16 protein-coding genes are annotated in these 14,018 nt (G+C 71.2%); 11 read left to right on the top strand and 5 right to left on the bottom strand.

The window, feature by feature from the left end:
* Positions 1–36 precede the first annotated feature (36 nt).
* From EWH70_RS11845 to EWH70_RS11825, 5 genes are all read left to right on the top strand, one after another.
* Positions 37–1,308 carry a sensor histidine kinase gene (locus EWH70_RS11845; protein WP_130475369.1) on the top strand — a complete coding sequence of 424 codons (1,272 nt, stop codon included), beginning with the start codon at positions 37–39 and terminating at the stop codon, positions 1,306–1,308.
* Positions 1,305–1,748 (top strand): roadblock/LC7 domain-containing protein, encoded by a 444-nt coding sequence (locus tag EWH70_RS11840; RefSeq protein ID WP_130475368.1) that lies wholly within the window; start codon positions 1,305–1,307, stop codon positions 1,746–1,748. The genes EWH70_RS11845 and EWH70_RS11840 overlap by 4 nt, the downstream gene beginning before the upstream one ends.
* Positions 1,749–1,824: 76 nt before the next feature.
* Positions 1,825–2,166: a DUF742 domain-containing protein gene (locus EWH70_RS11835; protein ID WP_130475530.1), complete on the top strand. Its 342-nt coding sequence runs from the start codon at positions 1,825–1,827 to the stop codon at positions 2,164–2,166.
* A 39-nt stretch (positions 2,167–2,205) separates the two neighbouring features.
* Positions 2,206–2,832, top strand: coding sequence for a GTP-binding protein (locus EWH70_RS11830; RefSeq protein ID WP_130475529.1), 627 nt, complete (start codon positions 2,206–2,208; stop codon positions 2,830–2,832).
* Positions 2,833–2,901: 69 nt separating this feature from the next.
* The gene (locus EWH70_RS11825) at positions 2,902–4,131 is read left to right on the top strand and encodes a styrene monooxygenase/indole monooxygenase family protein (RefSeq protein ID WP_130475367.1); all 1,230 of its coding nucleotides are present in this window, start codon (positions 2,902–2,904) and stop codon (positions 4,129–4,131) included.
* A 75-nt stretch (positions 4,132–4,206) separates the two neighbouring features.
* Here the strand turns inward: EWH70_RS11825 and EWH70_RS11820 are convergent, their stop codons facing one another.
* On the bottom strand, positions 4,207–4,410 hold the full coding sequence (locus tag EWH70_RS11820) for a cold-shock protein (RefSeq protein ID WP_130475366.1): 204 nt from the start codon (positions 4,408–4,410) through the stop codon (positions 4,207–4,209).
* 367 nt (positions 4,411–4,777) lie between these two features.
* On the opposite strand from EWH70_RS11820, the gene EWH70_RS35435 reads away from it, so the two are divergent.
* Genes EWH70_RS35435 through EWH70_RS11810 form a run of 3 tightly spaced genes read left to right on the top strand, consistent with a single transcriptional unit; the run spans position 4,778 to position 6,405 of the window.
* On the top strand, positions 4,778–4,939 hold the full coding sequence (locus EWH70_RS35435) for a hypothetical protein (protein ID WP_165436237.1): 162 nt from the start codon (positions 4,778–4,780) through the stop codon (positions 4,937–4,939).
* Positions 4,936–5,958 (top strand): fatty acid desaturase family protein, encoded by a 1,023-nt coding sequence (locus EWH70_RS11815; RefSeq protein WP_130475365.1) that lies wholly within the window; start codon positions 4,936–4,938, stop codon positions 5,956–5,958. The genes EWH70_RS35435 and EWH70_RS11815 overlap by 4 nt, the downstream gene beginning before the upstream one ends.
* A 33-nt stretch (positions 5,959–5,991) precedes the next feature.
* A complete protein-coding gene (locus EWH70_RS11810; protein ID WP_130475364.1) occupies positions 5,992–6,405 on the top strand; it encodes a DUF6292 family protein in 414 nt (137 codons plus the stop codon).
* On the opposite strand, the gene EWH70_RS11805 is transcribed toward EWH70_RS11810, so the two are convergent.
* From EWH70_RS11805 to EWH70_RS11790, 4 genes are read right to left on the bottom strand one after another with little or no spacing between them, the layout of a single operon-like run.
* Positions 6,402–7,586, bottom strand: coding sequence for an ROK family transcriptional regulator (locus tag EWH70_RS11805; RefSeq protein ID WP_240686940.1), 1,185 nt, complete (start codon positions 7,584–7,586; stop codon positions 6,402–6,404). The genes EWH70_RS11810 and EWH70_RS11805 overlap by 4 nt on opposite strands.
* A complete protein-coding gene (locus EWH70_RS11800; RefSeq protein ID WP_205669094.1) occupies positions 7,570–8,439 on the bottom strand; it encodes a carbohydrate ABC transporter permease in 870 nt (289 codons plus the stop codon). Before EWH70_RS11800 ends, EWH70_RS11805 begins: the two co-directional genes overlap by 17 nt.
* Positions 8,436–9,377 carry a carbohydrate ABC transporter permease gene (locus EWH70_RS11795; RefSeq protein WP_130475363.1) on the bottom strand — a complete coding sequence of 314 codons (942 nt, stop codon included), beginning with the start codon at positions 9,375–9,377 and terminating at the stop codon, positions 8,436–8,438. The genes EWH70_RS11800 and EWH70_RS11795 overlap by 4 nt, the downstream gene beginning before the upstream one ends.
* Before the next feature lie 5 nt (positions 9,378–9,382).
* A complete protein-coding gene (locus tag EWH70_RS11790; RefSeq protein ID WP_130475362.1) occupies positions 9,383–10,765 on the bottom strand; it encodes an ABC transporter substrate-binding protein in 1,383 nt (460 codons plus the stop codon).
* Between the two features lie 120 nt (positions 10,766–10,885).
* Between EWH70_RS11790 and EWH70_RS11785 the strand changes: the two genes are divergently transcribed.
* The 3 genes from EWH70_RS11785 to EWH70_RS11775 are packed head-to-tail and all read left to right on the top strand — an operon-like array spanning position 10,886 to position 14,012.
* Positions 10,886–11,929, top strand: a complete 1,044-nt coding sequence (locus EWH70_RS11785; protein WP_130475361.1) for a zinc-binding dehydrogenase — start codon at positions 10,886–10,888, stop codon at positions 11,927–11,929.
* Positions 11,929–12,729, top strand: a complete 801-nt coding sequence (locus EWH70_RS11780; protein ID WP_130475360.1) for a sugar phosphate isomerase/epimerase family protein — start codon at positions 11,929–11,931, stop codon at positions 12,727–12,729. Before EWH70_RS11785 ends, EWH70_RS11780 begins: the two co-directional genes overlap by 1 nt.
* Positions 12,726–14,012 (top strand): MGH1-like glycoside hydrolase domain-containing protein, encoded by a 1,287-nt coding sequence (locus EWH70_RS11775; protein WP_130475359.1) that lies wholly within the window; start codon positions 12,726–12,728, stop codon positions 14,010–14,012. Before EWH70_RS11780 ends, EWH70_RS11775 begins: the two co-directional genes overlap by 4 nt.
* Positions 14,013–14,018: the final 6 nt, after the last annotated feature.

The raw sequence follows: 14,018 nt of genomic DNA, 5'->3' as shown, positions 1-14,018 counted from the left end.
GGGGCCGTACGCAGACGAAAAGGGTAGTGACAGACGATGGCGACGCGGGCTCGGGAACTGTTGGATCGCTCGCGGAGTTTGCTCGACCGGTCCCGTGCCGCGGCGGCGCAGTTCCTCGCCGCTCAACGGCAGGCGGCGTCTCCGCAGGTCACGCAACGGCCGGTGATCGAAGCCGCGCCGCCGCGGCCTGCTCCGGGTGAGCAGGACGAGGTGCTGGCCGGCGTGTGCGCCAGCGTCTCGCTGCGCGACCTGAACCTCGTCGACAGCCTGCTCGCCCAGCTGGAGCAGATGGAGGCCAGGGAGGACGACGAGGAGCGCCTGGCACAGCTGTACCGGCTCGACCACCTCGCCACCCGGTTGCGCCGCAATGCGGAGAACCTGCGGGTTCTCGCCGGGCGGGAGGCCAGCGACAACACCACGGACACCACCTCGGTCGTCGATGTCATCCGGGCGGGCATGTCGTCGATCGACCACTACACGCGGGTCACCATCGGCCGGGTCGTGCCGCTGGGCGTCGTGGGCTTCGCGGCCGACGACGTCAGCCGGGTCGTCGCCGAGCTGCTGGACAACGCCACCCGGCACTCGCCGCCGAACGCGCCGGTCCGGGTCAGCGCGCACCTGACCGAGCAGGGCAGTGTGCTGCTGCGCATCGAGGACGAGGGTATCGGCCTGCCCGGTGACCGCCTGTCCGAGCTCAACGACCGCCTCACCGGCGACCCGGTGCTCGACCACGACTCCGTGCGGCACATGGGGCTGGCGGTCGTGCGGCGGGTGGCCAGCAGGCACGGCATCCGGGTCCGGCTGGAGCGCCGGATCCCGCACGGCACCACCGCGACCACGCTGCTGCCCGCGGAGTTGGTCAGCGAGCTGGCCGAGGCCAGCTGGTCGGGCACGCAGACCGTCGTGTTCCCCCGCAACGCCGCCGTCGCCCAGTCCGGCGGCACCGCCGAGGCCGCGCCGGAACCGCCGCCGGTGACCAGGCAGTCGTCGCTGGGCAAGCTGCCGCGACGGCACGCCGCCACGGCACCGGCGACCGCGGTCGCCGAGGAGCCGCCCCGCCGCAAGCCGTCACCCGTGCCGGTGTCGGGCGGGACGACCGCGGGCGGGCTACCCCGCAGGGTTCCCCGCAGCATCAAGGGAACCGGCGAGGACTCCGGCCCGCCGGAGTTCGGCAGCGACCTGGGCGACAACGGGCACGAGCAGCTGATCGGTGACCTCGGCGCGTTCACCGAGGGCGAGCAGGCCGCACTCGACGAGCGGCGCACCACGACAGCAGACATCGATACCACCGAGGACAAGCAAGCGTGACGGCCGCCGAAAACCACACCCGCAAAGAAGAATTCGCCTGGCTGATCAACGACTTCGTGTCGAAGGTGCACGGCGTGAGCCACGCGTTGATCATGTCGACCGACGGGTTCCCGCTGACCGCCTCCGCCGAGGTCGACGAGGAGGCGGCCGAGCAGCTGGCCGCCATCGCCAGCGGGCTGCTCAGCCTCGCCGGGAACAGCGCGACCCTGTTCGGCAAGGGGCGGTGTGAGCAGATCATCATCCGGCTGACCCGGGGGTACTTCCTGTTCATGGGCATCGATCCGGGCGCCGGGCTCGCTGTGCTGACCGGCCCGGAGTGCGATATGAAGGTCGTTGCCTACGAGATGACGCAGTTCGTCTCGAGCGCAGGCCACGTGCTGACCCCCGAGATGCGTGCCGACCTCCGGCGCGTGCTCACCGCCCGCAGGCCGCAGTCCTGACCGCCCCCGGGACGAGGATGTGATCACCGTGTCCACAGACACCGGCACCACCGACGAGCCGGCCTCGGCGTACAAGATGCGTAGCAGCCGGGTCCGGCCGTACACACTCACCGGAGGCCGCACCAAGACGAGGCACCACCTGCTGGTGGAGACGCTCATCTCGGTGCCCCGCTACGATCCGGCACTGGCGGATTCGCTGATGCCGGAGTCCCGGGCGCTCTACGAGAGAGCACGGTCGCGGTCGTCGATCGCGGAGCTGTCGGCCGGGCTGACGATGCCGCTGGGCGTGGTCCGGGTGCTGCTCAGCGACCTGGCCGTGCAGGGGGCGATCTACATCCACCCCACGGCCCACAGCTTCCAGAACGACACGAGCGTGCTGGAGCGCATCCTCGATGGCTTGAAGCGGCTTCCCGTCTGACCCGGGCGTCGGCGCGTTAGTGCCAGCGGAAAGGACATGATGACCAACCCCAGCTCCGGCGAGCCCGACGACGACCTGCTGACGATCTCGGCGAAGATCGTCATCGCGGGCGGGTTCGGCGTCGGGAAGACGACGATGGTGAACGCCGTCTCCGAGGTGCCGCCGATCAACACCGAGGCCTGGATGACCGAGGCCGGCCAGGGCGTCGACGAGCTCCCGCCCGACGGCGCGAAGTCGACCACGACCGTCGCGATGGACTTCGGCAAGATCACCCTGCATTCCGACCTGCTGCTGTACCTGTTCGGCACGCCGGGTCAGGCACGGTTCTGGTTCCTGTGGGACGACCTGTCCCGCGGGGCGCTCGGCGCCATCGTCCTCGTCGACACCCGCCGCATCGACCAGTCGTTCGCCGCGCTGAACTACTTCGAGAACGACTCGGACCTGCCGTTCATCGTCGCGGTCAACCTGTTCGACGGCGTGCTGACCCACGACCTCGACGAGGTACGCGAGGCGCTCGCGCTGAGCCCGGACATCCCGCTGATCACCTGCGACGCCCGCGACGGCGCGTCGGTGTCGGCGGCGCTGCAGGCCGTCGTGCGGCACACGCTCGCGTTGTCGCAGGTGTCGGCACCCGGCGGACAGCAGTTGACGCCCGCGCGGCTCTAGTGTCGGCGGCGCTGTCGCGCCATAGTGGAGAACCACCCAGCCTCTACTTCCCCTGGAGGACGCTCGATCATGCGCAAGGTCCTGATCGTCGGCGCCGGTCAGTCCGGTCTGCAGCTGGCGCTGAGCCTGCTCGATCACCAGTACGACGTCACCGTGATGTCGGCCCGCACGCCGGAGGAGATCCGCGGCGGCCGGGTGATGTCCACCCAGTGCATGTTCAACAAGGCGCTCCAGATCGAGCGTGACCACAAGCTCAACCTCTGGGAGGAGCAGACGGTCAAGGTGGAGGGCCTCGGCCTGTCCATCGGGGCGCCGGACGGCAGCGGCCGCGTGCTGGACTGGGTCGGCAAGCTGGACAACTACGCCCAGTCGGTTGACCAGCGGGTGAAGATGGCCGGCTGGCTGGAGCTGTTCGAGGACCGTGGCGGCAAGCTCGTGCTGCACGGCGTCACCACGTCCGACCTCGACCCGCTGTCCAAGCTCTACGACCTGGTCGTCATCGCCGCGGGCAAGGGCGAGCTGGTCCAGCTGTTCGACCGCGACCCGGAGCGTTCGCCGTACACCACGCCGCAGCGCGCGCTGACGGTCGCCTACGTCCACGGCATGGAGCCGAGGCCGGAGCACCCGGACTTCTCGGCCGTGCGGTTCAACATCGCGCCCGGTGCCGGCGAGCTGTTCGTCATCCCCGGCTACACGCTGAGCGGGAACTGCGAGATCCTGTTCTTCGAGGGGCTGCCGGGCGGGCCGCTGGACGTCTTCGACGACAAGCCGGGACCGCAGGAGCACCTGGACCGCATGCTGGAGCTGATGAAGCAGTACTACCCGTGGGAGTACGACCGCTGCGGCGCGGCCGAGCTGACCGACCCGCGGGCCACGCTGTCCGGCGGGTACACCCCGGTGGTCCGCAGGCCCTCGGGCGAGCTGCCCTCGGGCAACGTGGTGCTCGGCATGGCCGACGTCGTCGTCGCCAACGACCCGATCACCGGCCAGGGTTCCAACAACGCCGCGATCTGCGCACAGTCCTATTTGGAGTCCATTGTCGAGCACGGCGACAAGCCGTTCGACCGGCAGTGGATGCAGTCGGCGTTCGACCGGTACTGGGAGTACGCCCAGCACGTCACGTTCTGGACCAACGCGATGCTGCAGCCGCCGCCCCCACACGTCATGGAGATCCTCGGTGTGGCGGGGCAGAAGCCGGCGGTCGCCGAGCGGTTCGCCAGGGGCTTCGAGGACCCGTCGGACTTCCAGAACTGGTTCTTCGACCCGGAGAAGGCGGCCGCCTACCTGGCGAGCGTGTAGCCGCCCCGGACGTACGTGAAGGCCACCTTCACCACGTCAACCGTGGTGAAGGTGGCCTTCACGGTGTTGTGATCGTCAGACGACGGAGACGCTGGTCGCCTGCGGGCCGCGCTGGCCCTGCCCGACCTCGAACTCCACGCGGGAGTTCTCGTCGAGGCTGCGGAAGCCGTTGCCGCTGATCGCCGAGTAGTGGACGAAGAGGTCGGCGCCGCCGTCGTCCGGCGTGATGAAGCCGAAGCCCTTCTCCGAGTTGAACCACTTCACGGTGCCCTGAGCCATGGGTTTCTCCTGATTGCGTAAATGAATGTCACGGCTGTGCGGACCGGGAATCAGAAGAAACACGCCCGCTCAAGAATCCTTGCGAGCGTCACCAGTGAAACGAACACAAAAACCTTCAACCACGACAAGTGAAGCACGCCCGGCCGTGAACGCGCAACCGGGGTCCGGCTGGCCAGGAGCCGGCGGGTCGCGTACGCTGGGCAGTGACCGCGGCTGGATGCCGCCATAACCGGTGGCCACACCGCCACCGTTCTCGTGACCTTCGTGTTCCCGGTCGTGCCGTCGACCCCACGGTCCACAGTGGACTGTCCGTCCGGTGTTGAAACCCCAACACGGTCACGTCCCCCAACTTCAGGAGTTTTCCTCCATGCGCAACAAAACCTCAGGCCGGACCTCGGCCACCACGGCGGTGGTCTTCAGCCACCCCAGCCGCGATGAGCACGTCGCCCGCCCCGTCGACAACGGCGCGGTCGGCGACCGCGCCCGCCGGCTGCCCTTCTCGGCACCGGCCGGGAGGTCGTCACGGTGACGGCTACGGCTACCCAGAGCGACTACTCGGCCCTGTCCCTGCGGATCCGCGAAGCGGGCCTGCTGCGGCGGCGCTACGGCTATTACACGATCAAGACCGCCGGCACGTTACTGGCCTTCGCGGGCGCGTGGGTCGGGTTCGCGTTCATCGGCGACAGCTGGTGGCAGCTGTTCATCGCGGCCGGTCTCGCCGTCGTGTTCGCCCAGCTGGCCTTCCTCGGCCACGACGCCGGGCACAAGCAGATCTTCCGCACCCGCCGCCCCAACGACATCCTCGGCACGATGCACGGCGGCCTGATCGGGATGAGCTACCAGGAGTGGGTCGGCGGTCACACGCGTCACCACGCCAACCCCAACCACGAGGAACACGACCCCGACCTGGACATCTCCGCACTCGCGTTCACCACCAAGCAGGCGCGGCTGAAGAAGGGTTTCCTGCGCTGGATGGCCAAGCACCAGGCGTGGTTGTTCTTCCCGCTGCTCACGCTGGAGGGGCTCAACCTGCACGTGTCCGGCATCCGCGCCGTGCTCAAGGGTGAGACGAAGGCGCGGCGGATCGAGGGCGCCCTGCTGACCGCCCACGTCGTGGGCTACCTCACCACGGTCTTCCTGGTGCTCTCGCCGGGGCTCGCAGTGCTGTTCGTGGTGGTCCACCAGGCGCTGTGGGGCGTCTACATGGGCTGTTCGTTCGCGCCCAACCACAAGGGCATGCCGACGATGACCGGCCAGTCGGCCGACTTCCTGCGCAAGCAGGTGCTGACCTCCCGCAATATCCGCGGCGGGCCGCTCACCGACTTCGTGCTCGGTGGGCTGAACTACCAGATCGAGCACCACCTGTTCCCGAACATGCCCCGGCCGCACCTGCGCCTGGCGCAGCCGATCGTGCAGTCCTTCTGCGCCGAGCGCGGTATTCCGTACAGCCAGGCGAGCCTGCTGCGGTCCTACCGCCACGTCCTGGAGCACCTGCACGAGATGGGCGCGCCGCTGCGGGCCGCCGACCGGGCGGTGGCGGCCGTCTAGGACCGCGCTCCGGTGGCCTCTACTGTTGTCGCGATGAACGACCCTGTCCCAGCCGTGTCGCTGGCCCGTGGCGTGGCGGCCTACCTCGGCGCCGTGGCGCGGGCCGTCGGCGTCCCGCTGGAAGCCACGTCGTTCGAGGTCAGCGACACGGTCACGGCCTACCTCGGCCTGGCCCGGCGCTGGAGCCGGCGGCCCGACCACGACCTGATGCTGACCTGGAGTGAGCGGCACGGCTGGGCACTGGCCGTCGAGACCGCGCCGGGGGAGCGAGCCACCGTCGTGGCCTACCTCGACAGCGCGGACGTGGTCCCGGAACCGGAGGCCGTGGCGGGGTTCGTCACCGACGTCCTCGCCGGCCGCCGGGAGGGGCCCGAGCAGCCTGTGTACGGCACCACCGTGGAACGCGGCAGGCTCGCGGCGCAGCTGGCCCGCTACGTCACCGACTAGTGTCGGGCCTCCAGGAGGCGGTCGACGGCCTCGGGCGCGTAGACCGCGTCGACGACCATCGCCCGCAGGCCGAGCACGCCGGCGCGGTCGCCCAGCTCGCTGGTCACCACGGCCAGGTTGCGGGTGGCTCGCGGCAGTGCCCGCTGGTAGAGCACCTCGCGGACGCCGGTGACGAACTGCGTCTCGGCGACGTCGCCCGCGATCACCAGCACCTGCGGGTTGACCAGGCACACCACCGTGCTGAGCACCTCGCCGACCAGCCGGCCCGCCTCCCTGGCCAGCCCGACGGCTTCCGGGATCCCGGCCCGCACCAGCTCGACGAACTCCTTGCCGCCCGCGGCGGGGATGCCCCCGGCGGTGAGCCGTTCGGCCAGCGCCGTGCCGCTGGCCAGCGCGGCCAGGCAGCCCAGCGAACCGCACATGCACCGTGCCCGCGAGGTCGCGTCGACGCGGACGTGCCCGATGTCGCCGGCGCCGCCGTCGATGCCCCGGTAGACCGCGCCGTCGAGCACCAGGCCCGCGCCGATCCCGGTGGCGACCTTCACCAGCACCAGCGACGGGCAGTCCGGGTAGCCGCCGGCGTACTCGCCGAACGCCATCACGTTGGCGTCGTTGTCGACCAGCACCGGCACACCCCAGTCGCGGCCCAGGTGCTCGGCGATCGGGTAGCCGTCCCAGCCGGGCATGATCGGCGGCTGGCGGACGGTGCCGGACTCCACCGGCCCGGGCACGCCGAGGCCGACGCCGCGGACCCGGTTGGCGGGCTGCCCGGCCCGGTCCAGCAGCGACCGCAGCTCGGCGGTCACCCAGCCGAGGACTTTGCCGGGGCCGTCGCTGATCCGCAGCCTGCTCACCGACTCCGCCAGCGCCGCTCCGGCCAGGTCGAACACGCCCAGCCGTGCGTGGGTGGCGCCGAGGTCGGCGGCCAGCACGACGCCCTGCTGGTAGTCGAACTCCAGCCGGGACGGCGGCCGCCCGCCGGTGGACGAGTCGACGCCGCCGACCCGCAGGAACCCGCCCGCCCGCAGCGCGTCCAGCCGCTGGCTGACCGTGGACCGGGCCAGCCCGGTCCGCTGCTGCAGCTCCGCGCGGGTGTGTGCCCGTCCGGTGCGGATCAGCCACAGCAGGTGGCCTGCCGACGGCTGTGCCGCGGCCTGTCGCAGGTCAGCCCTTGTCGGCACCGCTGGTGAGCCCTTCGGTCAGCATCCGCTCGGCCGCGTAGAACAACGCGACGATCGGGATGGTCAGTACCACCGATCCTGCCATCAACACGGTCTTGGGCACCTCGATACCACCGGAAAGCTGCGCCAGCCCCAGCGAGACCGTCCACTGTGACCGGTCGGCGGCCAGGAAGAGCAGCGCGAACAGGAATTCGTTCCACGCGATCATGAACACGTACAGCGCGTTGGCCATCACCGCGGGCGCGGCCAGCGGCATCGTCACCCGCCACATCGTCTGCCAGCGGCTGCAGCCGTCGATCGCGGCCGCCTCCTCGATGCTGTCCGGGATCGTGGTGAGGTAGTTGCGCAGCGTGTAGATCGACACCGGGATCGTCTGTGCGATGTAGACGATCATCAGCCCGGTCAGCGAGTCCCGCAGGCCCAGCTTGGTGAACAGCACGAACAGCGGAACCGCGAGCAGGATCGCCGGGAACATGTACACGGCCAGGAACAGGAAATGCACCTGCCGGTGGCCGAAGAACCGCAGCCTGCTGATCGCGTACGCGCCGGGGATGGCCACGGCCAGCGTCAGCAGGACGGTCCCGGCCGACACCAGCGCGGAGTTGCCGAGCAGGCTCAGCATGCCCTGCCCGTCGTCCTCGGTGGACGCCAGCACCTCGCCGTAGGTGCGCAGTGTCCACTCGGAGAAGTCGACCCACAGCCTGCCCGGGTCCTGCAGCAGGCTCTCGATGGGCCGGATGGACAGCAGCACCATGTAGTAGAACGGGAACAGCGTCGCCAGTGCCAGCACCACGATGACGACCCAGCGCAGCACGCCGAACAGGCGGTTCTCGAAGCGGTCGCGGTCCATCATCGGCCGGCCTCCGGCTTGGGTGCGAAGAACTTCAGGTATCCGGCCAGGAACACCAGCAGCACCACGGCCAGCACCAGCGCCTGCGCCGACGCGGCGCCGACGTCGAACCGCGCGGTGAGGAAGTCGTAGACCCGCACGCTGGCGACGTCGGTGCCGGAGCCGCCACCGGTGAGCAGGTAGACGTCGTCGAACTTGTTGAAGTTCATCACGAACCGCAGCATCGCCAGCAGGGCGATCACCGAGGCCAGCTGCGGCAGCACGATGTGCCGGAAGCGCTGGGTCAGCGTCGCGCCGTCGACCCTGGCGGCCTCCTCCAGGTCCGGCGGGATGGCCTGCAACCGGGCCAGCAGGAACAGGAACGCGAACGGAAAGTACCGCCAGCCCTCGAACGCGATCACCGTCAGCAGCGCGACCGGCACCGGGATGTCCAGTCCCAGCAGGGAGATCGTGGTCTCCCGCTGGGTGAGGAACGCGACCGGCTTGTCCCAGCCGAGCAGCTTGACGCCCCACTCGTTGAGGATGCCGTACTGCGGGCTGAGCATGACCTCCCACACGAACGCCACCGCCACCACCGGCGCGACGTAGGGCAGCAGCATCGCCCCGCGCAGCAGCCCGCGGCCGCGGAACGACCGCCGCAGCGCGAGCGCGGCCGCCAGACCCAGCGCCAGCGACAGCACGGTGCCGCCGATGGCGTAGACCAGCGTCGTGCCGATCGAGCTCCAGAACCCCGGCGAGCCGAACACCGTGGCGAAGTTGTGCAGCGTGTAGGCGTCGAACAGGCCGGTGTCGCGGATGTTGATCAGCCGGATGCGCTGGAACGCCAGGATCAGCGTCCACAGCACCGGCACCACGACGACGGCCAGCACCACCAGCAGTGTGGGGGAGATGAGCAGCAACCCGGCGCGGTTCTCGGACCTGCGCAGTGCTCCCTTGGGCATCGCGCTCACCCCAGGGAGGTCTGGATCGAGCGGACGTCGTCGGCCGCCTCGGCGGCGGCCTCGGCCGGCGACGTTCCGCCGAGCATGGCGTCCACAGCCTTGGGCACCGGCATCTCGGCCAGCGTCGCGCCCATCAGCACCCCCTGTTCCTGTTCGAAACCCCAGCGGCGGAACGACTGCGGCCCCTGCCGCAGCGCACGCATGGTGTCCGGCGGGTAGATCTCGCCCAGCGGGCGTTTGGTGTCCACGCCCGCGGGCAGCGTGTCCCAGGTGCGGCTGAACAGCTCGCGGTCGGCGGGCGTGCCGGTGCGGGCGGGGATCTTGCCCTCCGGTGCCATGCCCAGCCAGCGCGGGTAGGCCGCCTCGCTCATCATGAACTCGACGAACTGCTGCGCCTGCGCCGTGCGGTCGCCGACGGGCAGCGTCCACGAGGTCAGCTCGCCGTACTGCGCGGGCTCACCCGAGCCGGGCGCGCCGGTGAGCGCCCCGACGACGCCGCTGTTGCGGGCCAGGAACAGCGGGTCGGCCTGGCACTGCGGGCAGGACGGCAGCGCGTCCGACCGCAGTCCGGCCAGCTCGTCGAGCAGGAACGACGACCAGACCACCATCGCCGAGCGGCCGGCGAAGTAGGTGGCGCGGATGCTGTCGATGTCCTGCGCGCCCGGTGGCGAGAACCGGGTGGCCAGCTGGCCGACCAGGTCGAACGTCCGCTCGCAGCGTGGCGAGTCCAGCGTGACGCCGCCGGCCGCGTCGACGAGCTGGCAGTCGTTGCCGACGGCGAGGCCCTCGAACGCCTGCCCGGTGGCGGCGTCGTTGGCCGCGGTGGCCATCGCGATGCCGGCGACGTCCCCGCGGTGCAGCGTGCGGGCGGCGGTGAGGATGCGTTCGTAGCTGTCCGGCGGCGGGAGACCGGCCGCGGCGAACAGGTCCTTGCGGTAGACCAGGATCTGCGCCCAGCCGTCGGACGGAACGGCCAGCGGCCGGTCGCCGTCGCGGGTCAGTTCCAGTGCCCTCGGGGTGAACGTCGCGGGGTCGAGCCTGCCCAGCACCTCGGCGGTGGCGCGGGTGTCGAGCAGCTCGTTGCCCGCCATCTGCCAGGTCGCGGTGAGCGGAAGCGCGCCGATGACGTCGGGCAGCTGGCCGGCCGCCGCCGCGGACATGATCATCTGGCTGAACTGGTTCTCGTCGACGGCGACGAGTTCGACCTCGACGCCCGTCCGCCGGGTGAACTCCGCGACCAGCTCCTCGGTGACCCGGACCCGGTCGGTGAGGTTCTCCAGGCTCCAGACCACGAGCTTTCCGGAACCGTCGTCGCGGCCGCCGCATCCGGCGAGCGTCGTGGCGGCGAACACCGCGGCCAGCACGGCGGCTGTCGCTCTGCGCACCATCCGGGGCTCCGTTCCGTCTTTGGGCCGAGGCGGCTACATCACAGCAGATCTTATGACCGACGACAAGACAGAAGTATGTACAGTGTCGGCCGTAAGGCAGCGTGAGCGAAGGAGGTCCGGGTGCCGAGCGTCGTCCAGTTCACCGGGCCCCGGCAGGTCGAACTCGCCGAGGTACCGGCCGAGCCCGTCGGTCCCGGTGAGGTCCGCGTGCGGACCCGGTTCTCCGGCATCTCCGCGGGGACGGAGCTGACCGCGTACCGGGGCACCAACCCCTACCTGACCCGGACCTGGGATCCGGAACGGAAGCTGTTCACCGGCGAACGCGCCGAAGCGGCGCCGCGGTACCCGCTGGTCGGCTGGGGCTACTCGGAGGCAGGCCAGGTCGTCGAGGTGGGCGCGGACGTCAGCGGGCTGCGGCCGGGCGATCCGGTGTGGGGGATCTGGGGACATCGCAGCGAGGCGGTGCTGCCCGCGGCGAAGGTCCGCGCGGTTCCGGACGGCGTCACGCTGCTGGCCGCCTCGTTCGCCAGGGTCGGCGCGGTGGCGCTGAACGCCGTGCTCGCCGCGCAGGCGAACCTCGGCGAGCTGGTGGCGATCTTCGGGCAGGGGGTGATCGGCCTGCTGGCCACCCAGCTCTGCGGTTGTGCCGGGGTGGAGGTGATCGCCGTCGACACCCTGCCTGCCCGCCGGGCCGCGGCGGCGAAGGCGGGCGCGCTGCTGGCGCTCGACCCGGCCGCGGAGGACGTGGCCGAGCGGGTGCGCGAGGCGAACGGCGGCGCCGGTGCCGACGTCGTCATCGAGCTGAGCGGATCGCATCCGGCCCTGCAGGAGGCCATCCGCACCGTCGGCCCCGGCGGCCGGGTGGTCGCGGCCGGGTTCTACCAGGGTGAGGGCATCGGCCTGCGGCTCGGCGAGGAGTTCCATCACAACCGGGTCGAGCTGGTCAGCTCGCAGATCGGCGGCGTGCCCGGACGACTGGCCGGCCGCTGGGACCAGCCCAGGCTGAACGAGGTGTTCCTGCGGCAGTGCGCGCGGGGCACCGTCGACCCGGCGGCCCTGGTCAGCCACCTGCTGCCGCCGTCGCGGGTGGGGCAGGCCTACGAGTTGCTGGACACCGACCCCGGTGCCGCGCTGCAGATCGTCCTCGACTTCGAGCAGGAGTGATGGTGACCCGTTTCGGCTGCCAGGAGCAGTTGCTCCCGGGCGACGACCTCGTCCGCAAGTGGGAGTTCGCCCAGTCCGCCGGCTTCGACGCCATCGAGCTGCGGGGCCGGGGTGACTTCGCGTTCCGCGACCGCCTGCCCGAGCTGCGCCGCGCCGCGGCCGCCGGAGTCGTCATGCCGACGGTGTGCGTGGAGATGGACCACTTCTTCGGCGCGTTCGACGCGGATCAGCGGGCCGACGCCATCGCGCAGCTCAAGTCCCAACTGTCCACTGTGGCCGAGATCGGCGGCGAGGGGGTCATGACACCGGCTTCCTACGGGATGTTCTCCCGCAGGTTGCCGCCGTTCCAGCCGCCCCGCGACGAGGCGGGCGACCGGGCCGTGCTGGTCGCGGGCCTGGCCGAGCTGGGCGAGCACGCGGCACGCGAGGGCGTGCGGTTGTACCTGGAACCGCTCAACCGGTACGAGGACCACATGGTGAACCGGCTCGATCAGGCCGCCGAGCTGATCGAGCTGTCCGGCCAGGAGTCGGTGCGCATCGCCGCCGACACCTACCACATGAACATCGAGGAGGACGACCCCGCGGCGGCACTGCTGCGGGCGGCGCCGCACCTCGGGCACGTGCACGTCAGCGAGTCCAACCGGGCCCAGCCGGGCACCGGGCACATCGATTGGCAGGCGATGCTGGGCGCGCTGGCGGCGGCCGGGTACGAGGGCTACCTCGTGCTGGAGTGCCGCCTGCGCGGCGAGCCGGAGGCCGTGCTGCCCGCCGTGCCGGAGTTCCTGCGGCGGGCGTCGTGACGGCCGGGCTGCGCGAGCGGGCCAGCCGCGTCCTGCTGGCGAACTGGCAGGGCCAGTCGACGGTTCCCGCCGCGGACCTGTACCCGCACCAGTGGAGCTGGGACTCCGCGTTCATCGCCGTCGGGCTGCGGCACGTCTCGCCCCGGCGGGCGCAGCGTGAGCTGGAGTCGCTGTTCGGCGCGCAGTGGCCGGACGGGCGGGTGCCGCACATCGTGTTCGACCGGGCCACCCCGGCCGGGGCGTACTTTCCCGGCGCGGACTTCTGGCGTTCGGCCGCGGTGACCGGCGTACGGCACCCGGCGACGTCCGGCCTGGTCCAGCCGCCGGTCCACGCGATCGCGGCATGGGAGACGTTCCGCGCCGACCCGGAACTGGCCCGGCGGCGGGGATTCCTGGCCAGGCTGTACCCGCGGCTGGTCGCCTGGCACCGGTACCTGACCGGCAGGCGGGCTCTGGGCACCGGTGGTCTGGTGTCCATCGTGCACCCGTGGGAGTCCGGAATGGACAACAGCCCGGCCTGGGACGGTCCGCTGAGCCGGGTGGAGCCGCTGCCCGCCGGGTCGTTCCGGCGGGCCGACCTCGCGCACGCAGTCGCGGGGGAGCGGCCGACCGACACCGACTACGGCCGGTACGTCCGGCTGGCCGCGGACTACCGCGACCACGGCTACGCCGACGGCCCGGCCATACCGGCGTTCGCCGTGCAGGACCCGCTGACCAACGCGCTGCTGGCCGCGGCGGAGGCCGCGCTGGCCGACATCGCCGCCGAGGTGGGCGCCGACCCGGCACCGCACCACGCCGAGCTGAAGCGGTTGCGGGAGGCGATGGTCGAGTGGCTGTTCGACGAGGGCGACGGCCTGCTCCACGCCCGCGACGTCCACACCGGACAGTCGCTGCGGGCAGGCAGCGTCGCCGGGCTCGTCCCGCTGGTGGTGCCGGGGCTGCCGGTGGCCGACGCGCTGGTGCGCACGGCCGTCGGCGACCGGTTCCGCATCGGGGAGACCGGCCTGCCGCCCAGCTACGACCGTACCGACGCGTTGTTCGACACCAGCCGCTACTGGCGTGGCCCGGCGTGGTTCAACATCGGCTGGCTGCTGTGGCGCGGCCTGCGGCTGCACGGCGCGACCGGCGTCGCGGACACCGTCCGGGCGGCGCTGGTGCGGGCGGCGGCGCGGGCGGGGTTCCGGGAGTACCTCGACCCGCTGACCGGGCACGGCCGCGGCGCCCGCGACTTCAGCTGGAGTGCCGCGGTGACACTGGATCTGCTCGACTCGGGGAAGGGGTGACCGGCA

It is taken from the genome of Amycolatopsis suaedae, assembly GCF_004214935.1.
Lineage (GTDB): Bacteria > Actinomycetota > Actinomycetes > Mycobacteriales > Pseudonocardiaceae > Amycolatopsis > Amycolatopsis suaedae.
The sequence above is the reverse complement of the archived record's forward strand: the minus strand, read 5'-3'. Positions and strand labels throughout refer to the sequence as shown.